Genomic DNA, 21,916 nt, shown 5'->3' with positions numbered 1-21,916 from the left:
GGTGGTTCTCCTCGAGCAGCCTTTGCTCTAAGGTGGCTTCCATGGCTCTCGTCAGGATGTTGATTGACGCATTCGAGGCTCGCGCATTGCGGGTCGCGGTGACGCCGTCACCGCGCACGCTGCGCGCCGAGCTTTTGCGGCTGTGCGCCCGCATCGGCTATTCGCCACCTCTCTTCCTCTGAAGCATTCGCCCCGGCTTGGCCGGATAGAATCCAGAGGGAAGATCAGACATGACCTATCAGAATTATTCGCTGAAGCAGCTTCAGCAGATCGACGCCGCGCATCATCTGCATCCGTTCACCGACCACAAGGAAATGCGCGGGGCCGGGTCGCGCATCATCACCCATGCCAACGGCCCTTTCATCTACGATTCCGAGGGGGCTGAAATCCTCGACGGCATGGCCGGGCTGTGGTGCGTCAACATCGGCTATGGCCGTGACGAGCTGGCCGAGGCCGCCTATGCCCAGATGAAGGAACTGCCTTACTACAACTCCTTCTTCAAATGCTCGACGCCGACGCCAGTGCTGCTGTCCAAGAAGCTGGCGGAGATCGCGCCGAAGCACGTCAACCAGGTATTCTACGGCTCTTCCGGGTCGGAAGCCAACGACACCGCGCTGCGCCTCGTGCGCCACTATTGGGTGCTGGAGGGCAAGCCGGAGAAGAACCGCATCATCTCGCGCAAGATGGCCTATCACGGCTCGACCGTTGCCGGCACCTCGCTCGGCGGCATGGATGGTATGCACAAGCAGCTCAACGGTGCGGTGCCCAACATCGTCCATGTGATGATGCCCTATGCCTATGAGCTGGCGCTGCCTGGCGAGAGCGATCATGATTTCGGTCTGCGCGCGGCCGGGGCTGTCGAGGAGGCGATCCTCGAAGCCGGCGCCGACAAGGTTGCTGCGTTTATCGGCGAGCCGATCATGGGAGCCGGCGGCGTGAAGATACCGCCGGCGAGCTATTGGCCGGAAGTGCAGCGCATCTGCCGTAAATACGATGTCCTGCTGATGCTGGACGAAGTCATCACCGGTTATGGTCGCACCGGCGAATGGTTTGCCGCACAGACACTCGGCATCGAGCCCGACACGATCACCACCGCCAAGGCGCTGACCTCGGGCTATCAGCCGCTGTCGGCATTGCTGGTTGGCGACCGCATCGCCTCGACGCTGGTCGAGAAGGGCGGCGAGTTCAATCACGGTTACACCTATTCCGGGCATCCGGTGGCCTGCGCCGTGGCGCTGAAGAACCTCGAGATCATCGAGCGCGAAGGGCTGGTCGACCGCGTCCGGAACGACACCGGCCCTTACTTCGCCAAGGCGTTGCAGGAGCGCATTGCCGGACATGATCTGGTCGGCGAGGTCCGTTCGATCGGACTGATGGGCGCGATCGAGATCGTCAAGGACAAGGCGACCAAGGAGCGGTTCCTGCCGGCTGGAAGTGCGGCGGTAACCGTGCGGGATCACGCCATCACGAATGGCATGATGCTGCGCGCCACCGGCGACACGATGATCCTGTCGCCGCCGCTGATCTGGACCCGCGATACGATCGACATGGCCTGCGACCGCATCTCGAAGGCGCTGGATCTGGCGCAAGCCGATCTTCGCAAGCGGTAGAACTCGACCCCTCGGCTGGGCGCTCTTCGGCGGGCGCGCCCAGCCTTGAGACCATGCCGAAGCGGCGAGGGAACGAATTCCATCACAAGCGCGTAGTGTGTGGGGCAGCGGCTGATTCGGCCGCCACAAGGGGTTTGTTTCCATGAGAAAAACCGGCAAGAGCCGACGGACGCGAGAAGCGGCCAGCATCAGCGGCGACCTGATGCTGGCGCCGCTGGTGGCGATGATGCGGCTACCGTTGATGGCCATGGATGGCGGGAGCCGCCAGCCATGGAGTACGGAGACGGCACGTGCGGTCAACGAGAAGACCGCCGCTATGGCCGAAGGCGCGTTTGCGGCGCAAATGTCTTTCCTGCAATCGGCGTCGCGGTTCTGGCCGGAAGTTTTTTCCGGCCGCACGCCATCGCTGTTCAACGGGGTTGCGGCGGAGCGCTCGATCAGCGCCGCGCTGAAGCCGGCAAGCCGTGCCGTGAAAGCGAATTTTCGCCGGCTGTCCAACAAGACCTGACCGGGGCTGCAAAACTTTGATTTTGCGCATAGAGGAGCGCATGCGCTAGAATCAGTCCGTACGTTACCGATTGGGGACATGATGGCCGGACAACCGCTCAACCAGCCGGCTGAAATTCCAGCCGAACTCGACCGCTGGAACTGGGGCGCCTTCTTCCTCAACTGGATCTGGGGCATCGGCAACAGCACCTTCATTGCGTTGCTGGCGCTGATCCCTGTCGTCAACATCATCATGATCATCGTGCTGGGCGCACGCGGCAGCCGCTGGGCCTGGCAGAACCGCGCCTGGCGCGACCCCGAGCAGTTTCGCAAGACGCAGCGCAACTGGGCAATCGCCGGCCTTGCCGTCTGGGTGGTCGGGATTGGCGGCTGCGCGACGATGGTCGGCAGCATTCCCTACGTCCTGAAAGGCAGCGATGCCTATCTCATGACGATGGACAGGCTTCGCGCCGACGACCGCGTCAAGGCGGCGTTGGGTGATGATTTGACCGACAGTTTCTGGGTCGGCGGCCATCTCAACGTCGATGCGAATGGGGCTGGTGACGCCCAGTTCGGCATTCCGGTCCACGGCGCCAGGGGCAAGGGCACGGCCTATTCGACGGCTGTCCTGACAGCCGGCACGTGGAGCCTGCGCCTGCTGGTCGTCAGGGTCGAGGGAGCCGATGCGCCGATCGTGCTGATCAACGAAGATCATGTCCCGATCCCGAATGCTGCAATCGGAATATAGCTAGGCAAAACGCAAAAAAGCGGCCTGAACGCGGGCGCGAAGGCTGACAGTTCGGCCGGCTTCGTGGCCCAACAGTCGGGTGACCACTGCTGCGTTCCAGACAAGGAAATATGCTGAAAAGCCGGATGCTGTCTGACAGTATGCGCATGCGTTCATGTGGACCGGTGGCAATTTCATACAAGGGCACGCGCATATGGTGAGTTCCTTTCGTGCGGTCGTGGTCGGTGGCGGCTGTGTGGGTGCAGGCATTCTCTACGGTCTGGCAAAGCGCGGCTGGACCGATGTGGCATTGCTGGAGCGAACACAGCTTACGGCCGGGTCGACATGGCATGCCGCGGGGCTCATCCCCTCTTACGCGCGCAGCCGCAATGTCGGCCGCATGATAGCCAGGTCGATCGAAATCTATGAGGGGCTGGAGGCGGAGACGGGCCAGAACGTCGGCTGGCACAAATGCGGCCAGCTGCGCATTGCCAACACGCGCGACAGGCTGGACGAGTACAGAAGCTACATGGACGTTGCCGAGGTCCAGGGTGTGCGGGCCCGGATCGTATCGCCCGCGGAAGCGCGAGAAATCTGGCCGCTGCTCGACAACAACAGCATGCTGGGTGCCCTTTATCATCCCGATGACGGCCACATTGCACCCGCCGATGTCACCCAGGCCATGGCCAAGGGTGCACGCGACCTCGGCGCGAAGATCCATCTTGATACCGAGGTCGTGGGTTTCGAGCGGATGCCGAGCGGCGGGTGGAGGGTCAAGACCTCACGCGGCGAGATCGTCTGTGAACATGTCATCCTTGCAACAGGCAATTACGCACGCCAGACAGGCGCCATGCTGGGCCTGGACATTCCCGCGATTCCGATCCTGCACCAGTATTGGATCACCGAGGCGGTTCCCGAAATCGTGGAACGCAAACGGCTTGGTCTTCCGGAGATGCCGATCCTCAGGGACGAGGGTTACGAGGGCTATCTGCGCGAAGAGGGAGACGGGCTGATGTTCGGTCCCTATGAGCGCACCGAGCAGCTCAAGCTGTTCGCCGAAAACGGCGTCCCGGAATGGTTCGGCGCCGATCTGCTCGATGAAGATTTCGATGCCGTTTCCTGGAACTGGGAGCGCGCCACCGAACTGGTTCCCGCGCTCGGGCGCGCCGGCATCAAGCGCAATGTGCGAGGACCTTTCCAGATGACGGCCGATGAGCTGCCGCTGATGGGGCAGGCGTGGGGCCTGGAGAATGTCTGGCTCGCCGAAGGGGTGCCGGGGGGCATCCTTTGGGGCGGTGCGATTGGCTATTACCTCTCCGAACGGATCGTGGAGGGTGGCAACAGCATCGACACGGCGGAGCTGGATCCCCGCAGGTTCGGCCGATACGCCAACAAGAACTGGACCCAGGCCAAGGTCCGGGAAGCCTGGGGCACCCACGCCGTACAGCACTATCCGGGCCAGGACATGCCGGCGGCGCGACCGCAGAAAACGGCCCCGTCCTATGACCGCCTAAGTCAGCTTGGCGCGGTATGGGACGTGTTGAACGGCTGGGAGATGCCGAGCTGGTTTGCGCCCGCGGGTGTCGAGGCGCGCAATGTCTACAGCTGGCGCTGGACCCCCAAGGGGAACCACGTCGCCGCAGAGGTCCAGGCTGTCCGCCAGGCCGCCGGTCTGGTCGAGATGACACCAATGACCAAGTTCGAGGTCGGCGGGCCGGGCGCCGAGGGCTGGCTCGACGGAATCCTGGCCAACAGACTGCCGCGTCCCGGTCGTGTCGCTCTTGCCCATCACCTGACGCCGACCGGCGGCGTGCAGGCCGAGTATGTGGTGGCGCGGCTGCAGAGCGACCTGTTCTATCTCATATCGACGCCGCGCGCCGAACGCTGGAACCTTGACGATCTCGGCCGGCTGTTGCCGAAGGACGGCAGCGTGCATCTGCGCAACGTCACGGAGGATCGCGGCAGCTTCACGGTGGTTGGGCCGAAGGCGCGCGACATACTGCAGCCGCTGACGGAGATCGACCTCTCCAACGAGGCCTTCCCATGGTTCAGCGTACAGTCCGGCACCGTCGGCATGGCCAGCGACGTATGGCTGCTGCGTGTCAACTATTCGGGTGAGCTGGGATGGGAACTCTATCATCCACTCTGCTACCAGCGGCATTTGCTGGATGCGCTTCTGGCATCGGGAGAGGCACACGGGCTGAGGCTGGTCGGACTTCAAGCGCTGGAATCGCTTCGTCTCGATAAATCCTACCGGGCCATGTACCGCGATATGAACCCCGAATTGTCCGCCTGGGAAAGCGGCCTCGAGCGCTTCATCAGCCTCGACAAGAGGGACTTCATCGGCCGAGCGGCACTGGTCGCGAAACAGCAGCAGGTTACACGCCGGATCGCCACACTGTCGATCGACACGGACGGTGCGAGCGCATTCGCCTTCGAGGGCGTTTACCGCGAAGGCGAGCTCGTCGGCCACATCACCTCGGCGGGCTACTCCTACACTTTTGGTCACGACATCGCACTTGCGCTGCTGCCCCTGGAACTTGTGTCGCCCGGTACCGAGCTCGAGGTTTCGATCCTCGGCGAGCGCCGCGCGGCAAAGGTGATCGCCGACTCGCCCTATGATCCGGAAGGCGCCCGCGGGCGCATGTGAGGTATCCCGGAGTACAGTTTCCGGTTCATCGATGTCTCAACCGTGCTGCAGGGTAAAACGCAAAAACCGCGCTCCATCGGGAACGCGGTTTTGCCAGATACGCATGGCGCTTCGCTACGCAAACACTTTGCGAAACTTATGGCACTTGTCGAAACTTACGGGCTCCGGTACGCGAGACCTGATCCGGAGCGCCGGACGGATGAGATGTCCGCCTCACAGTCCGTTTTATAGGGACATCGTTACCGCGGAGTTATCGAGAGCTTAAGCAAATCTAAATTTTCATTTTTTCCACCGAAGGAAACCGGAAAAATCCGCCAAATCCGCGGGTTACGCCGGGCTACCCCTGAGAAAATTAATTATGCCGGAGAAATCGACGCCGCCATGTCCCTGGGCGTTGAACAAGGCATAAAGCTGAGCCGCTTCGGCACCAAGCGGCGTTACAGCACCCGCACCTTGCGCGGCTTCCTGGGACAATTTCAGGTCTTTCAGCATCAAGGCGGCTGCAAATCCTGGGTTGTAGTCCCTGTTTGCGGGCGAAGTCGGCACCGGGCCGGGCACCGGGCAGTAGGTGGTCAAGGACCAGCATTGGCCCGACGAGGTCGAGGCGACGTCGAACAGCGCCTGATGCGACAGGCCGAGCTTTTCGGCCAGAACGAAGGCTTCGGCGACACCGATCATCGAAATGCCGAGGATCATGTTGTTGCAGATCTTTGCTGCCTGGCCGGCGCCGTCGCCGCCGCAATGGACGATGCGGCCGGCCATCGGCTTCAGGATCGGCTCGGCGGCAGCGAAGGCATCATCGGAGCCTCCCGCCATGAAGGTCAGCGTGCCGGCTGCGGCACCCCCGGTGCCGCCCGAGACCGGTGCATCGATCGACGACAGCCCGTGCTTCCTGGCGACGGCGTGGGCTTTGCGGGCTGACTCGACGTCGATGGTCGAGGAATCGATAAAGAGTGCGCCTTGCTTGGCCTTGGGCGCGATGTCTTCGTAGACGGAGAGGACATGCTTGCCTGCAGGCAGCATGGTGATCACCACGTCGGCATCCTTCACCGCGGCCAAGGCATTCGCCATAATCGTCACGCCATGTTCTTTGGCGACGGTGAGGTTTTCCGGAACGAGGTCGAAACCGTTCACCGCATGCCCGGCCTTGACCAGATTGGCGGCCATTGGATTGCCCATATTGCCGAGGCCGATGAAGGCGATCGTCGTCATTGTCTGTCTCCCAGAGTTGCTGGCTTCAACGGCCAATCAGCGCGCGAGCGATGATGACGCGCATGATCTCGTTGGTGCCTTCGAGGATCTGGTGCACGCGCAGGTCCCGCACCAGTTTCTCGATGCCGTAGTCGTGCAGGTAGCCGTAGCCGCCGAGCAGCTGCAGTGCGTCATTGGCGACATTGAAGCCGGTGTCGGTGACGAAGCGCTTGGCCATCGCCGACCATTTGCCAGCATCCGGCGCCTTGCGGTCGAGCTTCGAGGCGGCGGCATAAAGGAAGATACGCGCCGCCTGCAGCTCGGTCTCCATGTCGGCCAGCCTGAATTGCAGCGCCTGGAATTGATTGATCTTCGAGCCGAAAGCCTTGCGCTCGGCGGTGTAGGACAGCGCCTTGTCGAGCGCCGACTGCGCGCCGCCCAGCGAACAGGCGGCGATGTTCAGCCGGCCGCCGTCGAGCCCGGCCATGGCGATGCCGAAGCCAGCGCCTTCGTCGGACAGAAGGTTCTCCGCCGGCACCTTGCAATCCTCGAAGATGACCTGGCGGGTCGACTGCATGTGCCAGCCCATCTTGTGCTCGTTTGCCCCAAAGGAGAGGCCCGGCGCATCTCTGGGCACGACGATGGTGGAAATGCCTTTCGGCCCGTCCGCGCCGGTGCGCACCATGACGGCATAGACATCGCTGTCGCCGGCGCCGGAGATGAACTGTTTGGTGCCGTTGAGCACATAGTCGCCGCCGCTTTTCACCGCACGGGTCTTGAGCGCCGCGGCATCGGAGCCGGAGCCTGGCTCGGTCAGGCAGTAGCTGGCCAGCCATTCCATCGAAGTGAGCTTCGGCAGGAAGCGCTGGCGCTGTTCGTCATTGCCGAAACGGTCGATCATCGAGGCCACCATGTTGTGGATCGAGATGAAGGACGAAAAGGCCGGATCGGCGTGCGACAGCGCCTCAAAGATCAGCACGGCGTCGAGCCGGCCAAGTGCCGAGCCACCGACATCGTCCCTGATATAGATGCCGCCGAGCCCGAGCGGGCCGGTCTCGCGGATCACGTCGGCCGGGAAATGCTTGTTGCGGTCCCAATCGAGCGCATTCGGTGCGACACGGTCGGCGGCGAAGGCCTGCGCCATCTCCTGGATGGCGCGCTGCTCCTCGTTGAGTTCGAATTGGCTGGTGCTCGCATCGACCGCGGCGTCCATGGCGTGCTCCCTGTGTGCTGGCCAGCTAGCTCGCTGGCCTGTTGTTTTTGGCTTTGCGCGCGCACCAATCTAGACCAATGATGCCGCCGCGCAACCCGATCCCCTGCGGAGCGGCTGTGCATCAATGCATGTCCGGAGCAAGATGTGACGACAAAATTGGATGAACTGCTGGGCCGGTTCCACGCATACCTTGCGACTGTGGATCACGTCCTGATGCGCGATGCCGTGGCCCGGATCGGCTGGGACATGCCGGCTCGCACGCTGGAGCCGCGTCCGCTTGCCTGCCTGCGCCATCTCGATCGCGCCGCCGAACTGGCGCCTCCGGATGCCAAGCCGCTGGTGCAACTGCTTGCCGAACGTCGCAATGATTTCCGCTGGGGGCAGACTTATGGCGAGGCGGACTTCGGGAAAGAGTTCATCGAGAATTACGGCTGGCTGGAAGTGTTCGGCACACGTGGCCACTTTGCCAATGACGCGGCCGCCGCCGGCCTGCTGATTCTTGGACCAGATATCGTCTATCCCGACCACCATCACGTCGCCGAGGAAATCTACATTCCGCTGACCGGCGGCACCGAATGGCGCATGGGCGAGAGCGGCTTTTGCATGCGTACGGCCGGCGAGGTCGTCCATCACGCGTCCAACGTCAATCACGCCATGCGCACCGGCAAGGAGCCATTGCTGGCGCTGTACATCTGGCGCGGCGGGCCGCTGGCGCAGAAATCCGACATCACCGGAACCGTGGCGCAGGGCAGGGACTGATGGCCAAAGCGATCATGCTGCAAGGCACGGGTTCCGACGTCGGCAAGACGGTGCTGGTCGCCGGCCTCTGCCGCGCGGCAAAAAAGCGTGGGCTGAAGGTGCGGCCATTCAAGCCGCAGAACATGTCGAACAATGCCGCCGTCGCCGAAATTCCAGGTGACAACAATGCCGGCGGCGGTGAGATCGGCCGCGCGCAATGGCTGCAGGCGATCGCTTGCGGTGTCGCGCCATCGGTCCACATGAACCCGGTGCTGCTGAAGCCGCAGACCGATGTCGGCGCGCAGGTCATCGTGCAGGGCAAAATGTTCGGGGAAGCGCGGGCGCGCGACTACCAGGCGATGAAGGGCCGGCTGATGGACGCCGTTCTGGACTCCTGGGGCAAGGTCGGCGAGGGCGCCGATCTTGTCATCGTCGAGGGCGCCGGCTCGCCGGCCGAGATCAACCTGCGCAGCCGCGACATCGCCAATATGGGCTTTGCCACGCGCGCCGATGTGCCCGTGGTGCTGGTCGGCGACATCGATCGCGGCGGCGTCATCGCTTCGGTGGCCGGCACGCATCTGATCCTCCCGGAAGAGGACCGGCGCATGATCGCCGGCTACCTCATCAACAAGTTCCGCGGCGACGTTTCGCTGTTTGACGACGGCCTGAAGTCGATCGGGACATTCACGGGCTGGCGCTGTTTCGGTGTCGTTCCGTGGCTGAAGGCGGCGGCACGCTTGCCTTCGGAAGATTCGGTGGTGCTGGAGCGGCTGGCGTCCGGCGAAGCGCGCGCGCTGAAGGTGGCGGTGCCGATGCTTGGCCGCATCGCCAATTTCGACGATCTCGACCCGCTCAAGGCTGAGCCGCAGGTCGAGGTGGTGTTCGTGCCGCCGGGAAAGCCGCTGCCCGCCGATGCCGGGCTGGTGGTCATTCCAGGCTCGAAGTCGACAATCGGCGATCTCTTGAAATTCCGCGAGAACGGTTGGGATCGCGACCTTCTTGCGCATCGCAAGCGCGGCGGCCATGTCGTGGGCATTTGCGGCGGCTTCCAGATGCTCGGCCGTATGGTGCGCGATCCCGACGGCATCGAAGGCAGCGTCACCGAAGCCGAAGGGCTCGGACTGCTCGACATCGAAACGGTAATGGAGCCGGAAAAGACGGTGCGCAACGTCAGCGCCCGTTCGGTGCCGTTCGACCTGCCGCTCGAAGGCTATGAAATCCATCTCGGCCGCACCACCGGGCCGGATACGCTGAGGCCGTCTGCAGTCATCAATGGCATCGATGACGGGGCAGTGTCGGTCGATGGCAAGGTGATCGGCACCTATATGCACGGTCTGTTTGGCGCCGACGGCTTTCGCGGAAGATTCCTCGAAAGCCTCGGCATCAAGGGCGGCGGCATCGACTACCGAGCCGAGGTCGAGCGGGCGCTGGACGAGGTCGCAGCCGAGCTGGAGACCCATCTCGACTGCGACGCGATCTTTGCACTGGCGCGGTAATTCGCGGTTGGCTCAGCCCTTGTCGCCTGCCTTCGGCCAGTAGGTGCCGAAGGACCAGACGTTGCCTTCCGGGTCGCGGCAGATGAACTCGCGGCTGCCATAGTCGCGGTTGATCAATTCCTGGATGATCGTGGCGCCTGCCTTCCTGGCCTTGGCATAGGCGGCATCGGCATCATCGACGGCGATGTAGATCGACTTGCCGCCGCCTGAGCCGGGTTCGCCGACCATCTTGCCGTAGTCGTCGTCGCGCACGGTGCCCAGCATGATCATCGAGGAGCCGAAGACCAGTTCGGCATGGTGCACGACGTCGCCTTCGCCATAGCGGGCCCGGACGCTGAAGCCGAAGGCTTCGCCCAGCCAGTCGATCATCTTTGCCGCGTTCCTGTAGCGCAAGGCGGGGTAGAGGCGGGGCGCTTCGGTGGTGGTGGTCATGTCGATCTCCTTCAGTGGGGTTGGTCGATGCCCCACTGTGGGTAAAGGCCGTTCCGGCGTCTTGAAGAAATGTTACCTGGCCGAGATTCCGGTTGGTGTCTCGCCGGCGAGGTCGCGGAATTCGCGTACCAGATGCGCCTGGTCGGCATAGCCGCAATCGGCTGCGATATCGGCCCAGTCGACTGCCTGCTGCCTCGACAGGCCGAGCGCGCGGTTGAAGCGGACGATGCGCGACAGTGTCTTGGGGCCCATGCCGATGGCGTTGGAAAAACTGCCGGCGAGATGTTTGCGGCTCCAGCCCAGCCTTTCGGCGATCAATGCAATGCGGGTCCGGCCGTCGGATGTGATGATGCGGTCATAGGCCCAGGCGATTTCAAGTGGCGTCTCGGCGGCCTTCTCGAGACGGGCGGTGACGAAGGCTTCGGCCATGTCGAAACGCGTCGTCCAATCCGGCGCATTGCCCAGCCGTTCACGCAGCGCCAAGCCCTGAGCGCCAAGCACGTCGTCGAGGACGACCATGCTGTCTGTCAGTTCGCTCATCGGCAGGCGGAAGAAACGGCGTGCGCCAAGCGGCGTGAAGTTGACCTGGACGCAGCAGGCGCCGCCGAAGGATTCGATCACCACCGGTCCGGCAAAGAGGCCGGCGGCGAAACTGGCGAAGCGGTCATTGTCGCCGGGCGCCTTGCCGAGGCCGATGGCGAAGGGTTCGGCGAAGCTGATGACCAGCGGTACGGTGAGCGACGCATATTCGACGTTGCGCATATGGTCGGGCGCCATTTCGCGATAGCCGCAAATGTCCGACACAATGCCCTGAAGTCGAGGATCGGGCAGGCGCCGGCGCATCTCAAACCGCCGGCGACGGACCGGTCCTGCTCTTGCTGGGGTTGCATCTTGACTGGCATCGGCCATCCTCGCGCCAGTCAAATCTAACAGACCAAGGGCCGGAATCAAAAGCGCCCGGCTTTTGGCCGGGCGCTCCTCGTCCCCACTTCAAGGGAAATGGTCAGGCGCCGCGCATCAAGCAGCCGCCGGCAAGCACGATGAAAGCAATAAGCACGATCCACACCGATGCGAGTGGAATGAATGAGAGAACGCCAAGCGCGGCGAGAACGCCGATGATGGCGATAACAACGGAGATGATAAAAACGATCTGGGTAGGTGCGCTAAGATTCATGTCTGCCTCTCCAACATGATTCGAACAGCGGCATCCTATCAGGGCGCGGGATCACACACCAATCAAGGCCCGCAGCGGGTTCGCCGGGTCAGCCAGCAACTTCACAGCAAGCGCCAGGCATACGATCACCAGCAGCGGCTTGATCAGTCTTGCGCCGATGCGCATGGCCAGGCTGGCGCCGACGCGAGCGCCGAGGAATTGGGCGACGCCCATCATCAGGCCGATCTTCCAGTAGACGACGCCGAAGGCCGCGAAGACGATGAAGCCGCCGATGTTGGAAGCGAAGTTGAGCAATTTGGTATGCGCCGTCGCCTTGAGCACGCCGTAGCCGGCAAGTGCCACGAAGGCCAGCATGTAAAAGGAGCCGGCGCCTGGCCCGAACAGGCCATCGTAGAAGCCGATGGCGGGCACCAAGGTCAATCCAAACAGGAACGGCGACAGGCGCTCGGCGCGGTCGACATCGTTCATGTTGGGCTTGAACGCGAAGTAGAGCGCGATGGCGATCAGCACGATGGGCAGGGCAGCCCGCAGTATGTCACCCGGCACGATCGTCGCCAGCAAGGCGCCGATGGCGCTGCCGACAAGGGCCAGAAGCGCCGACGGCAATTGCCGGCGCAGGTCGACATGACCCTTCGACGCGTAGTGGATGGTCGCCGAGCCCGAGCCGAACATGCCTTGCAGTTTGTTGGTGGCGAGCGCCTGGACCGGCGTGAAGCCGGCAAGCAGCAGCGCCGGCACTGTGATCAGCCCGCCGCCGCCGGCGATCGAATCGACAAAGCCCGCGGCAAAAGCGGCGAAAGCGAGCATGGCGACGGTCTGGATGCTAAGGTCGATCATCTGATGTATGGAGGTGTCCGGCCGGCTGAAATATCGAGCGTTCGACCACGGCCGCCCTGTTTGCGCAAGATCGATTCCGCGCTACCTCTATCCCAGCGCATCGCGCCTGGATTGTGTTTGTGTAGTTAACCCGGAAAGAGGCTCCTGATGGCATTCGCATTGCTGGACCAGATACGTCAGATATTCGACGGCGACCCCGGCGTGCGCAAGGTGGCGGACGATCCGGTCCTATCGGCGGAACTGCTGATGCTGTTTCGCATGATCCTGGCCGACGGGTCGGTCAGCGAGAGCGAAATGGTTGCCTTCCGGCGCATCTGCAAGGACGCCTTCGGCATTCCGGAAAGCAGCATCGACAGCGTCATCGAATATCTCAACGAGTTCGGCTACGAGACCAATGGCTCGCAGGCGATTGCACTGTTCCGCGATCTCGACGTCGAGCGGCGCCGGCAATTGGCCAAACATATGGCGGAGATCGCCAAGGCGGATTCGCAACTGGCCGAGAGCGAGATCCGCCTGCTGCGCCGCACGCTCGACCTGCTCGATATCAGCCCGGTCGATGTGGTGAAGACGCAGGAGTGATCGGGCCGCCTTCTCTCCTGATCAGCCTTGCTCCCGCAGCCGCTCCGCGATCGCCCGGTGCAAGTCAGGGGCGGCGGTGACAAGCGCCTTGGCAGCCTCGGACTGCGGGTGGTCGAGCACTTCGCTCGTCTTGCCGCGCTCGACGATCTTGCCGTCATGCATGACCAGCACCTCGTCCGTGATGGCGCGGGCCACGGTCAGGTCGTGGGTGATGAAGAGGTAGGCGATGCCGAGCTTCTGGTTGAGCTCTGCGAACAGATCGAGGATCTGGGCGCGGATCGAGACATCGAGCGCCGAGACCGGCTCGTCGGCAACGACCAGCTTGGGGCGGGTGATGATGGCGCGGGCGATCGACAGGCGCTGGCGCTGGCCGCCGGAAAATTCATGGGGGTATTTGTCCATGTCGCTGATGCCGAGGCCGACTTCGTGCAGGGCATGCGCCACCATCTCGCGGCACTCGGCGCGCGTCGGCTTTTTCTCCAGCACATGCAGGGGTTCGGCAACCAGCTTTTCCACCTTCTGGCGCGGGTCGAAGGAGCCATAGGGATCTTGAAAAACGACCTGCATATCGCGTCGCGCCGGCTTTAACTCGGCTTCGCTCTTGCCGGTTATGGTCCCGCCGCGGAACGAGATTGAGCCCGATGTCGGCCGATCCAGCGCCAGGATCATGCGGGCGAGCGTCGACTTGCCGCAGCCGGAGCGACCAACCAGTGCCACTGACTGACTCGGCGCCATCGACAGCGAGACGTCGTCGACGGCGCGGATACCAGGCGCGCGCTTAAACAGCCAGGTGCGCCGGCCGGGATAGTCGCGGGTCACGCCCTCGACCTGAAGCAAAGGGCGGCCCGTCTCGATGCCATGCGGCCTGGCGCGCGCCGGCACATGCATCGAGGCCTGCGCCAACTGGCGCGTGTAGGGGTGGAGCTGTTCGGATAGCGTGCGTGCGGTGTCGCCGGCTTCCATCACCTCGCCGCGGCGCAGGATGGTGATGCGGTCAGCCATCTCGGTCACCACGGCGAGGTCATGCGAGATCAGCAGCAGGCCCATGCGGCTCTCCGCGACGAGGTCGCGCAAAAGGTCGAGGATTTGTGCCTGCAGCACCACGTCGAGCGCCGTCGTCGGTTCGTCGGCGATCAGCAGCTTCGGCTTCAGCGCGCAGGCGATGGCGATGACGACGCGCTGGCGCTGGCCGCCCGACAGTTCGTGCGGATAGCGCGACAGCGGGAATTTCGCTTCGGGCAAGCCGACACGGTCGAGCATTTTTCGCGCCCGGTCTTCGGCCTCGGCGCGGCTGGCCCTGGTGTGCCAGCGTATGCCTTCGGCAACCTGTTCGCCGATGGTCTTGACCGGATTGAGCGCGGTCATCGGCTCCTGGAACACCATGCCGATGTCGTCGCCGCGCAGCGCACACATCTGGTCCTCGGTTGCTGCCAGGATGTCGATGCCGTCGAATGTGACACGTCCGCTGGCGCGCGCGGCATGGGGCAGAAGCTGCATCACCGTCAGCGCGGTCATCGATTTGCCGGAACCGGATTCGCCGACCAGCCCCATCACCTCACCGGGCGCGACGGAAAGTTCCACACCCTTGAGGATCTGCGTGTCGCCGATGGTCAGCGACAGGTTCTCGATGTCGAGCAGGCTCATCGCTGCCGCCGCGATTTCGGATCGAGGACGTCGGCGATGCCGTCACCCAGCAGGTTCAGCCCCAGCACGGCGACAACGATCGCCATGCCCGGAAAGATCGCCATCCATGGCGCCACCACCATGCGGGTCTGCGCGTCGAACAGCATGCGGCCCCAGCTCGGCATTGGCGGTTGCGCACCCAGGCCGAGATAGGAAAGCCCGGCCTCGGCCAGGATACCCAGAGCGAACTGGATGGTGCCTTGCACCAGAAGCAGCGTGGCGATGTTGGGCAGCACATGTTCGATTGTGATCTGCGTGCTGCTCTTGCCGGCGGCGCGTGCGGCGAGAATGAACTCGCGCGGCCAGATCGCCAGCGCGCCGGCCCGGGCGACGCGCGCAAAGACCGGGATGTTGAAGATGCCGATGGCGATGATGGCGTTGACGGCGCCCGGCCCGAAGATGGCGGTGATCATGATCGCCGACAGCAAAGCCGGGAAGGCGAAGACGAGGTCGTTCAGCCGCATCAGCGCCTCGTCGACGAGGCCGCCGCGTGCCGCGGCAAAGGCGCCGAGCGGCACGCCGACCCCCATGCCGATGCCGACCGCGACCAGTGCCACGGCAATCGAATTGCGGGCGCCGACCATGACCATCGACAGGATGTCGCGGCCGAAATGGTCGGTGCCGAACCAGTGCGCCAGCGAGGGCGCTTGCGTCTTATCCGATATCACCAGTTTCGTGACGTCATAGGGCGTCCAGGCATAGGAGACGACAGCCATTGCCAGGATCAGCAGGGTGATGACGAAACCGGCAACGAAGGCGGTATTCCCGAACGCCTTGCCCAGGATGCTGCCGAACGTCTCTTCTGATATGTCGATGTGCAATGTCATTGCCGGCTTCTCAGGCGCGGATCGACGACCGCATAGGAAAGGTCGACCAGCAGATTGACGGCGATGACGGCGGCGACCAGCAGCATGACGACGCTTTCGACGACGATCAGGTCGCGCTGGGTGATCGCCTGGAACACCAGCCTGCCGAGGCCGGGCAGATAGAAAACATTCTCGATGATGATGGTGCCGGCAAGCAGGAAGGCGAACTGCAGGCCCAGAATGGTCAGCACCGGAATCATGGCGTTGCGCAGCGCGTGCCGCCACAGCACAGCTCGGTAGGGCAGACCCTTGGCGCGGGCGGTACGGATATAGTCCTCGTTCAGCACCTCGATCAGCGCCGAGCGGGTGACGCGCGCCAGAATCGCGGCTTGCGGCAAGGCAAGCGCCACTGCCGGCAGCAGCAGCGACTTCAAGGCTGGCCAGACGCCGGCACTCCAGCCGGGAAAGCCGCCAGCAGGAACCAGCCGCAGCCAGACGGCGAAGACATAGATCAGCATCAGCGCGAACCAGAAATTGGGCACGGCGACGCCAAGCTGTGCGGCGCCCATGGAAATCGTATCACCGGCCCGTCCACGCCGGCTGGCGGAAAACAGGCCGACGGGAATCGCGATGAGGGTGGAGAGCGCAAGCGCAATCAGCGCCAGCGGCAGCGAGACGGCCAGCCGCTCGCGCACCAGACCGATGACCGGCACCGAATAGGTGTAGGAGCGGCCGAAATCGAGGCTGAGCAGGCCGCCCGCCCAGTGCAGATAGCGCCAAGCTAACGGCGCGTTGAGGCCCATCTGGTTGCGCAGCAACTCGACCTGGTCGGCGCTGGCATTCATGCCCAGCATTAGCCGCACCGGATCGCCGGGCAGGATCTCCAGGACGGCGAACACCACCATGGAAGCCAGCACCAGCGTGGCGATGGCGATGGCGAGGCGTTTTAGGAGGTAGGCGGTCATGGAAGGTGAGGGATCACTCGCTCCACTTCACCTTGGTCAAATCATTGGCCTGGATCGGGGCGTTTTCCCACAGCCCTTGCAGCCTGGCGTCCCAGACGCCGATCTTCGGCAATTCATAGAGGAAGCCGACCACCGCATCGTCGGCCAGGATCTTCTGCGCTTGCCCCAGCAATTCTTTGCGCTTGGCTTCGTCGGAGGTGACGCCGAGATCGGCAATCACCTTGTCGAAGGCCGGGTTGTCGTAGTTGAAGTAATAATCCTTGCGCGAATAGATATCGATGTCGTTGGGCTCGGTGTGGGAGACGATCGTCAGGTCGTAATCCTTCTTGGTGAATACCTGGTCCAGCCACTGTGCCCATTCGACCGGAATGATTTCCAGATCGATGCCAACGTCGCGAAGCTGCGAGGCGATGATTTCGCCACCGAGACGGGCATAGGTGGGCGGCGGCAGTTTCAGCGTCGCCTTGAAGCCGTTCTCGAGGCCTGCCTCTTTCAGCAATTCCTTGGCCTTGGCGACATCATGCGGGTAGCGGCCGGTGAGGTCGACATAGTCCTTGTTGGCCGGCGACATATGCGAGCCGATCGGCTGGCCGAGGCCGGCCGAGGCGCCGTCGATGATGGCCTTGCGGTCGAGCGCGTAAGAGATCGCCTGCCTCACCTGCAGCTTGTCGAAAGGCGGCTTCTTGTTGTTGATCGACAGGATGGTCTCACCCTCGGTCGCGCCGATCACCACCTTGAAGCGCGGGTCGTCCTTGACCTGGGCGACGCTGTCGGCATCGAAGAACGGGAAAGCCTGGATGTCGCCCGAGAGCAGCGCCGGCACATAGGCCGCGGCATCCGGCACGATGCGAAACTCGGCCTTGTCGAGCGACGCCGGCGTGCCCCAGTAATTGTCCGATTTGACCAGCGTGATCGACGATCCCTTGGCCCAGCTCTGGAACTTGAACGGGCCGGTGCCGATCGGTTTCTCCTTGTTGGTGTCGGCAGATTCCGGCGCCACGATCACCGCGTCGCCCCAGCCCATATTGTAGAGGAACGAGCCCTGCGGGTTCTTCAGCGTGACCTTGACGGTTGCCGGATCGACGACGTCGACCTTGTCGATGGCGGCGAACAGCACCTTTTGCGCGTTGACCGAATTGTCGGCGCGGGCACGATCGAGCGAGAATTTCACGTCGGCGGCATCGAAGTCGGTGCCGTCATGGAATTTCACGCCGGTGTGCAGCTTGAAGGTGTAGACCTTGCCGTCATCGGAAATGGTCCAGCTTTCGGCCAGATCCGGCAGCACCTCGCCATTCGGCCCGATGCGCGTCAGGCCTTCGAACACATTGGCATAGAGAACCTCGTCGATCGCTGCGGCGGCACCGGCGGTCGGATCGAGATGCGGGGGTTCGAGCGGAATGCCGATGACCAGGTCGGTTCGCGCGGCGAACGCAGAGGTGCCGGCGGCCAGCGACAGCACCGCGGCCGCCAGAATGGTTTTCCACAATTTCATCGTGCAACTCCCCATGCGTTCAGACACGTGCTCGAACCCGAGTGATAGAAGCGTGATTTCGCCACGGAGTAAATTGCGTTTCGTTCTGCCCCTTGGCGTGGCCGGGAATGTTTTTATCCTGGCGACCGCATCGGCAGTCGAAGCTTGTCGCGGTGCGCACCTTATCCCGTGGCTGTGCCGCGCAGCAGCACGTTGAGCCCTATCGCCATCACCTTGGCCGATTCCACCATGTCCGATATGCCGACCCATTCGTCCGGCCGGTGGGCGAGGTCGAGAATGCCAGGCCCATAAGCGATGCAATCATAGATATGGCCGATGCGAGCTATGTGCTTCTGGTCATAGGTGCCGGGCGAAATGACGTAGTCGGGTTCGCGGTCGAAGATCGCCATGATGCCTTGCGCAACTGCCTTGACTACCGGCGCGTCGCGCTCGGTCATCAGCGGCAGCACTTCCATCACGTCGCGGATTTCATAGTCGAATTTTGTCCGCTCGCGCTTCAACCGGTCGAGAATGCCGGTCACTTCACCTTTGACGGTGTCGAGATCCTCCTCGAGCAGGAAACGGCGGTCGATGGTCATCCGGCAGGAGTCGGGCACGTTGGGCGACGGCAGGCCGGGCCGGAAATCCTCGGTCTGGCCGCCATGGATCGAATTGATGTTCATGGTCGAGCGTTTTGCCCCTTCGGGCACAACCGGCATGCGCGTCATCTTGCGGTCAAGCGCGGGAAACAACTCGTCCTCGAAAGCCCTTAACACGGCGCCCATGTGGCGCACCGCGTTGTCGCCGAGGAATGGCATGGAGCCATGTGCGATCTCGCCCTTGGTCTCGATTTCCGCCCACCAGACGCCGCGATGGCCAAGGCAGATGCGGTCCTTGTTGAGCGGCTCGGGGATGATGACGTGGTCGACCCTGGGTTTCGAGAAGTAGCCGAGCCCGGCCAGATGGGCGACGCCGCCGAAGCCGCCGGATTCTTCGTCCACCGTGCCCGATATCTCGATGGCGCCGGGAAAGTCGGGGAATACTTCCATGAAGGCCTCGACGGCGATGATGGAGGCGGCGAGCCCGCCTTTCATGTCGCAGGCGCCGCGGCCGTAGACCTTGCCGTCCTTGACGATGCCGGCGAAGGGATCGACGGTCCAACCATCGCCGGCTTCGACGACGTCGATATGCGAGTTGAAGTGGACGCAGGCGCCCGGAGAGCGTCCGTCAAATCGCGCGACGACATTGATACGCGGATAGCGATCCGTATCGCCGGGCGCGCCTTCGGCGCGGATGAATTCCGTTTCGAAGCCGCGCTTCTTCAGCCGCGCACCGATGTATTCGGCGCATGGCCCGTAGGCTTCGCCGGGCGGATTGATGGTCGGAAAACGGATGAGGTCGGTGGTCAGCGCAACGACGGCGTCGCGCCTGCTGTCGATTGCCTTGAGGAGTCGCTCGTTCATACGACGAGTTGAGCAGCGATATCAGCGATTTTGCAAGCCCGCTGGTGATCAGGCCCGTGCGGCGTGTCGTTGCGGCAACTATCGCGGGAAATCGTTCAAATTCGCTGCTTTGAATTGGCCAATTGGTCAACGAGTGTGTGTTACTTCATTCACCTGCCATTAAAATGATGAAAAACACCGTGATGGCAGGCAGGCAAGGGGCAATCAAAGGGGTTTGATCGCATGAAAAAGACAGTTCTCATGGCGGCTATGTTTGTCGCGATGCTGTTCAGCGCTTCGGGGCAGGGCTGGGCAGCCAGCCTCGTGGCGAACATAGACGTATCTTCGCAGACGATGACGGTCCGGTATGGCCTGTCGGTTTACCGGTGGAGCGTGTCGACCGCGCGCACCGGCTATTTCACGCCGCGTGGCACGTACCGGCCGCAACGCACGGCCCGGATGTGGTATTCGCGCAAATATCATATGTCGCCGATGCCGTATTCCGTGTTCTTCCATGGCGGCTATGCCATCCATGGAACCGGTGCCGTCAGACAGCTCGGCCGCCCGGCTTCGCATGGCTGCGTGCGGCTGCACACGGCCAATGCGGCGGCCTTCTATGCGATGGTGCGGGAAGTGGGATTCGGTAACACGCGCATCGTCGTCACCAACTGAGCGCCTGATTTCGCCGGCTGGCGTAGAACGCTTGTTCTCGCCAGTTCAGGTGCTTGCGGCGGAAGCCGGCTTCGGGCGCGGTTTGCGGCGCCAGTTGCTGATCTCCCACCTTTTGTGGAACCACATCCACTGGCCGGGATCCTCGCGAACCCAGCGCTCGACCACGTCATTCAGCATCTGGGTGGTGGCGTGGACGTCGACGCTGCCGTCTGCGGTGCGCGGCAGAACCAGTCTGTCCTCGATCTCGAGCCGGAAGCGGTTGCCCGGCAGCCTGACGCAGCGCGCCGGATAGACGTCGCAGTCGTAGTGGCGGGCAAGGGTGGCCAGCACGCGATTGCTCTGGCAGGGACGGCCGAAGAATGTCGTCTCCAGTCCATTGGAGAATTTCTGGTCGACAAGGATGCCGATGTTGCCGCCGTTCTCCAGAACCCCGGCCAAGGCGAATGACGCGCCCGCCATGGATGGCAGCAACGAGCCCATGGTCGAGCGGCGCGTCGAGAGGATGTAGTCGGCGAGATAGGGATTGTTAGGCGGGCGAAACAGCGCAGTGATGTTCATGCCGAAAGTCGCGGCCGCCACCGGCAGCAATTCGAAATTACCGAGATGACCGGTGAAGACGATGTGCGGCTTCTCTTCGCTGGCTATTTCGACGAAGTGGTCAGCCCCCTTGACCTCGACGCGGCCGGGCTCGCTGGCCGCGGGGTCGTAGTCGAAGAGGGCGTCGAGAAAGATGTATTCCGCGGCCAAGCGAGCCATGTTGCCCCACATGTCGGAGGCGATCGCCTGGATTTCGGCTTCGCTCTTTTCCGGATAGGCCTTGCGCAGATTGTCGACGGCGACCTGATGGCGTCCAACCCGGGGGCCGACCAGGCGTGCGACGCGGTCGGCGAAATTCAGCGCACTGTCGGCCGGCAGCAGGCGCAGGACCGAGATGATCATCATCGCTGCCCGCGCCACCAGCCAGTAATTGAGCTGGCGCAGTTGCCTGCCGTAACGAAATTTGAGGTCCCGGCGGAACTTCTTGAATACAGAGGTCAAGGCTCTAGCCGACGCGCAGGATGATCTTGCCGAAAACGTCGCGGCCTTCCATGCGCTTCAGCGCGGCGTCAATACCGTCGAAGCCGACTTCGGTGTCGATGACGGGTGCGACCTGTCCCGCCGCCATTTTCTGCATGGCGTTGGCCATGTTTTCCATGCGGCAGCCAAAGGAGCCAAGCAGTTTCAATTGCTGCTGGAACAGCTGCATCAAATTGATCTGCGTCGACACGCCGGAGGTCGAACCGCAGGTCACCAGGCGGCCGCCACGCTTCAGGCACAGCATCGAGGCGGCGAATGTGTCGGCGCCGACATGTTCAAAGACGACGTCGACGCCCTTCTTCTTGGTCAGCTTGCGCACGACGCCCTCGAAACGGTCGTCGCGGTAGTTGATGACATGGTCGGCGCCGAGCGCCTTGGCCTTGTCGATCTTGTCGTTGGAGCCGACCGTAGTGATGATCGTGCAACCCATCCGCTTGGCCAACTGGATGGCCGCCGAGCCGATGCCGGATCCGCCGGCATGGATAAGGATGGTTTCGCCGGGTTGAAGCCTGGCGTTGTCGAACAGCATGTGCTCGACGGTGCCGAAGGTGACGGGCGCCACCGCCGCCCCGATGTCGGTCACGCCGGGCGGGGCAGGGACCAGCAGGCGGGCCGGCAGATTGATCTTCTCCTGCGCGAAACCGTCGAGATGGAAACCGTGCACGCC

22 protein-coding genes are annotated in these 21,916 nt (G+C 63.1%); 9 read left to right on the top strand and 13 right to left on the bottom strand.

The window, feature by feature from the left end; all coding sequences use genetic code 11:
* Positions 1–41 precede the first annotated feature (41 nt).
* From EN955_RS22315 to EN955_RS22295, 5 genes are all read left to right on the top strand, one after another.
* On the top strand, positions 42–182 hold the full coding sequence (locus tag EN955_RS22315; protein WP_063172368.1) for a hypothetical protein: 141 nt from the start codon (positions 42–44) through the stop codon (positions 180–182).
* A 48-nt stretch (positions 183–230) separates the two neighbouring features.
* Positions 231–1,610 carry an aspartate aminotransferase family protein gene (locus tag EN955_RS22310; protein WP_013531202.1) on the top strand — a complete coding sequence of 460 codons (1,380 nt, stop codon included), beginning with the start codon at positions 231–233 and terminating at the stop codon, positions 1,608–1,610.
* Positions 1,611–1,752: 142 nt separating this feature from the next.
* Positions 1,753–2,118, top strand: a complete 366-nt coding sequence (locus tag EN955_RS22305) for a hypothetical protein (protein WP_013531203.1) — start codon at positions 1,753–1,755, stop codon at positions 2,116–2,118.
* Between the two features lie 81 nt (positions 2,119–2,199).
* A complete protein-coding gene (locus EN955_RS22300) occupies positions 2,200–2,844 on the top strand; it encodes a cytochrome c oxidase assembly factor Coa1 family protein (RefSeq protein ID WP_127223455.1) in 645 nt (214 codons plus the stop codon).
* A gap of 193 nt (positions 2,845–3,037) precedes the next feature.
* Complete coding sequence (locus EN955_RS22295; RefSeq protein WP_024501289.1) at positions 3,038–5,473, top strand: FAD-dependent oxidoreductase; 2,436 nt, start codon at positions 3,038–3,040, stop codon at positions 5,471–5,473.
* Positions 5,474–5,800: 327 nt separating this feature from the next.
* Here EN955_RS22295 and mmsB read toward each other — a convergent pair whose 3' ends face one another.
* Both mmsB and EN955_RS22280 read right to left on the bottom strand, forming a co-directional pair.
* Positions 5,801–6,685 (bottom strand): 3-hydroxyisobutyrate dehydrogenase, encoded by an 885-nt coding sequence (gene mmsB, locus EN955_RS22285; protein WP_024501288.1) that lies wholly within the window; start codon positions 6,683–6,685, stop codon positions 5,801–5,803.
* 25 nt (positions 6,686–6,710) lie between these two features.
* Positions 6,711–7,877: an isobutyryl-CoA dehydrogenase gene (locus EN955_RS22280; protein ID WP_013531207.1), complete on the bottom strand. Its 1,167-nt coding sequence runs from the start codon at positions 7,875–7,877 to the stop codon at positions 6,711–6,713.
* A gap of 144 nt (positions 7,878–8,021) precedes the next feature.
* Between EN955_RS22280 and EN955_RS22275 the strand changes: the two genes are divergently transcribed.
* Positions 8,022–8,636, top strand: a complete 615-nt coding sequence (locus EN955_RS22275; protein ID WP_024501287.1) for a dimethylsulfonioproprionate lyase family protein — start codon at positions 8,022–8,024, stop codon at positions 8,634–8,636.
* Positions 8,636–10,111, top strand: a complete 1,476-nt coding sequence (locus EN955_RS22270) for a cobyric acid synthase (RefSeq protein ID WP_024501286.1) — start codon at positions 8,636–8,638, stop codon at positions 10,109–10,111. Before EN955_RS22275 ends, EN955_RS22270 begins: the two co-directional genes overlap by 1 nt.
* Positions 10,112–10,123: 12 nt before the next feature.
* On the opposite strand, the gene EN955_RS22265 is transcribed toward EN955_RS22270, so the two are convergent.
* From EN955_RS22265 to EN955_RS22250, 4 genes are all read right to left on the bottom strand, one after another.
* Positions 10,124–10,543, bottom strand: a complete 420-nt coding sequence (locus tag EN955_RS22265) for a VOC family protein (RefSeq protein WP_024501285.1) — start codon at positions 10,541–10,543, stop codon at positions 10,124–10,126.
* A gap of 72 nt (positions 10,544–10,615) precedes the next feature.
* A complete protein-coding gene (locus EN955_RS22260; protein WP_050580402.1) occupies positions 10,616–11,386 on the bottom strand; it encodes an AraC family transcriptional regulator in 771 nt (256 codons plus the stop codon).
* A gap of 160 nt (positions 11,387–11,546) precedes the next feature.
* Positions 11,547–11,717, bottom strand: coding sequence for a hypothetical protein (locus EN955_RS22255; protein WP_013531212.1), 171 nt, complete (start codon positions 11,715–11,717; stop codon positions 11,547–11,549).
* 51 nt (positions 11,718–11,768) lie between these two features.
* Positions 11,769–12,554 carry a TSUP family transporter gene (locus EN955_RS22250; protein WP_013531213.1) on the bottom strand — a complete coding sequence of 262 codons (786 nt, stop codon included), beginning with the start codon at positions 12,552–12,554 and terminating at the stop codon, positions 11,769–11,771.
* 147 nt (positions 12,555–12,701) lie between these two features.
* Between EN955_RS22250 and EN955_RS22245 the strand changes: the two genes are divergently transcribed.
* Positions 12,702–13,133, top strand: a complete 432-nt coding sequence (locus EN955_RS22245; protein WP_013531214.1) for a TerB family tellurite resistance protein — start codon at positions 12,702–12,704, stop codon at positions 13,131–13,133.
* Positions 13,134–13,154: 21 nt separating this feature from the next.
* On the opposite strand, the gene EN955_RS22240 is transcribed toward EN955_RS22245, so the two are convergent.
* From EN955_RS22240 to EN955_RS22220, 5 genes are all read right to left on the bottom strand, one after another.
* Positions 13,155–14,777, bottom strand: a complete 1,623-nt coding sequence (locus tag EN955_RS22240; protein ID WP_024501284.1) for a dipeptide ABC transporter ATP-binding protein — start codon at positions 14,775–14,777, stop codon at positions 13,155–13,157.
* Positions 14,774–15,643 (bottom strand): ABC transporter permease, encoded by an 870-nt coding sequence (locus EN955_RS22235; RefSeq protein ID WP_024501283.1) that lies wholly within the window; start codon positions 15,641–15,643, stop codon positions 14,774–14,776. Before EN955_RS22235 ends, EN955_RS22240 begins: the two co-directional genes overlap by 4 nt.
* Entirely contained in the window at positions 15,640–16,587 is a 948-nt protein-coding gene (locus EN955_RS22230) for an ABC transporter permease (RefSeq protein ID WP_024501282.1), read from the bottom strand. The genes EN955_RS22235 and EN955_RS22230 overlap by 4 nt, the downstream gene beginning before the upstream one ends.
* A gap of 13 nt (positions 16,588–16,600) precedes the next feature.
* Entirely contained in the window at positions 16,601–18,079 is a 1,479-nt protein-coding gene (locus EN955_RS22225) for an ABC transporter substrate-binding protein (RefSeq protein ID WP_024501281.1), read from the bottom strand.
* Positions 18,080–18,240: 161 nt separating this feature from the next.
* Positions 18,241–19,521 carry an acetylornithine deacetylase/succinyl-diaminopimelate desuccinylase family protein gene (locus EN955_RS22220; protein WP_024501280.1) on the bottom strand — a complete coding sequence of 427 codons (1,281 nt, stop codon included), beginning with the start codon at positions 19,519–19,521 and terminating at the stop codon, positions 18,241–18,243.
* A 222-nt stretch (positions 19,522–19,743) separates the two neighbouring features.
* Here EN955_RS22220 and EN955_RS22215 point away from each other — a divergent pair, with 222 nt between their 5' ends.
* Entirely contained in the window at positions 19,744–20,172 is a 429-nt protein-coding gene (locus tag EN955_RS22215) for a L,D-transpeptidase (RefSeq protein ID WP_024501279.1), read from the top strand.
* Positions 20,173–20,217: 45 nt separating this feature from the next.
* Here the strand turns inward: EN955_RS22215 and EN955_RS22210 are convergent, their stop codons facing one another.
* Both EN955_RS22210 and EN955_RS22205 read right to left on the bottom strand, forming a co-directional pair.
* A complete protein-coding gene (locus tag EN955_RS22210) occupies positions 20,218–21,210 on the bottom strand; it encodes a lipid A biosynthesis lauroyl acyltransferase (protein WP_024501278.1) in 993 nt (330 codons plus the stop codon).
* A gap of 4 nt (positions 21,211–21,214) precedes the next feature.
* The coding region (locus EN955_RS22205; RefSeq protein ID WP_127223452.1) for a zinc-binding dehydrogenase at positions 21,215–21,916 on the bottom strand (702 nt) is incomplete at its 5' end.

This window comes from Mesorhizobium sp. M7A.F.Ca.CA.001.04.2.1 (assembly GCF_003998485.1).
GTDB lineage: Bacteria > Pseudomonadota > Alphaproteobacteria > Rhizobiales > Rhizobiaceae > Mesorhizobium > Mesorhizobium ciceri.
This window is presented reverse-complemented; position numbering and strand designations above follow the sequence as displayed.

What these genes read in the sequence shown, in the direction of transcription:
- EN955_RS22315 (WP_063172368.1), top strand. Translation starts at nt 42, where the DNA reads ATGGCTCTCGTCAGGATGTTGATTGACGCATTCGAGGCTCGCGCATTG.
- EN955_RS22310 (WP_013531202.1), top strand. Translation starts at nt 231, where the DNA reads ATGACCTATCAGAATTATTCGCTGAAGCAGCTTCAGCAGATCGACGCC.
- EN955_RS22305 (WP_013531203.1), top strand. Translation starts at nt 1,753, where the DNA reads ATGAGAAAAACCGGCAAGAGCCGACGGACGCGAGAAGCGGCCAGCATC.
- EN955_RS22300 (WP_127223455.1), top strand. Translation starts at nt 2,200, where the DNA reads ATGGCCGGACAACCGCTCAACCAGCCGGCTGAAATTCCAGCCGAACTC.
- EN955_RS22295 (WP_024501289.1), top strand. Translation starts at nt 3,038, where the DNA reads ATGGTGAGTTCCTTTCGTGCGGTCGTGGTCGGTGGCGGCTGTGTGGGT.
- mmsB (WP_024501288.1), bottom strand. Translation starts at nt 6,685, where the DNA reads ATGACGACGATCGCCTTCATCGGCCTCGGCAATATGGGCAATCCAATG.
- EN955_RS22280 (WP_013531207.1), bottom strand. Translation starts at nt 7,877, where the DNA reads ATGGACGCCGCGGTCGATGCGAGCACCAGCCAATTCGAACTCAACGAG.
- EN955_RS22270 (WP_024501286.1), top strand. Translation starts at nt 8,636, where the DNA reads ATGGCCAAAGCGATCATGCTGCAAGGCACGGGTTCCGACGTCGGCAAG.
- EN955_RS22265 (WP_024501285.1), bottom strand. Translation starts at nt 10,543, where the DNA reads ATGACCACCACCACCGAAGCGCCCCGCCTCTACCCCGCCTTGCGCTAC.
- EN955_RS22260 (WP_050580402.1), bottom strand. Translation starts at nt 11,386, where the DNA reads ATGCGCCGGCGCCTGCCCGATCCTCGACTTCAGGGCATTGTGTCGGAC.
- EN955_RS22255 (WP_013531212.1), bottom strand. Translation starts at nt 11,717, where the DNA reads ATGAATCTTAGCGCACCTACCCAGATCGTTTTTATCATCTCCGTTGTT.
- EN955_RS22250 (WP_013531213.1), bottom strand. Translation starts at nt 12,554, where the DNA reads ATGATCGACCTTAGCATCCAGACCGTCGCCATGCTCGCTTTCGCCGCT.
- EN955_RS22245 (WP_013531214.1), top strand. Translation starts at nt 12,702, where the DNA reads ATGGCATTCGCATTGCTGGACCAGATACGTCAGATATTCGACGGCGAC.
- EN955_RS22240 (WP_024501284.1), bottom strand. Translation starts at nt 14,777, where the DNA reads ATGAGCCTGCTCGACATCGAGAACCTGTCGCTGACCATCGGCGACACG.
- EN955_RS22235 (WP_024501283.1), bottom strand. Translation starts at nt 15,643, where the DNA reads ATGACATTGCACATCGACATATCAGAAGAGACGTTCGGCAGCATCCTG.
- EN955_RS22230 (WP_024501282.1), bottom strand. Translation starts at nt 16,587, where the DNA reads ATGACCGCCTACCTCCTAAAACGCCTCGCCATCGCCATCGCCACGCTG.
- EN955_RS22225 (WP_024501281.1), bottom strand. Translation starts at nt 18,079, where the DNA reads ATGAAATTGTGGAAAACCATTCTGGCGGCCGCGGTGCTGTCGCTGGCC.
- EN955_RS22220 (WP_024501280.1), bottom strand. Translation starts at nt 19,521, where the DNA reads ATGAACGAGCGACTCCTCAAGGCAATCGACAGCAGGCGCGACGCCGTC.
- EN955_RS22215 (WP_024501279.1), top strand. Translation starts at nt 19,744, where the DNA reads ATGAAAAAGACAGTTCTCATGGCGGCTATGTTTGTCGCGATGCTGTTC.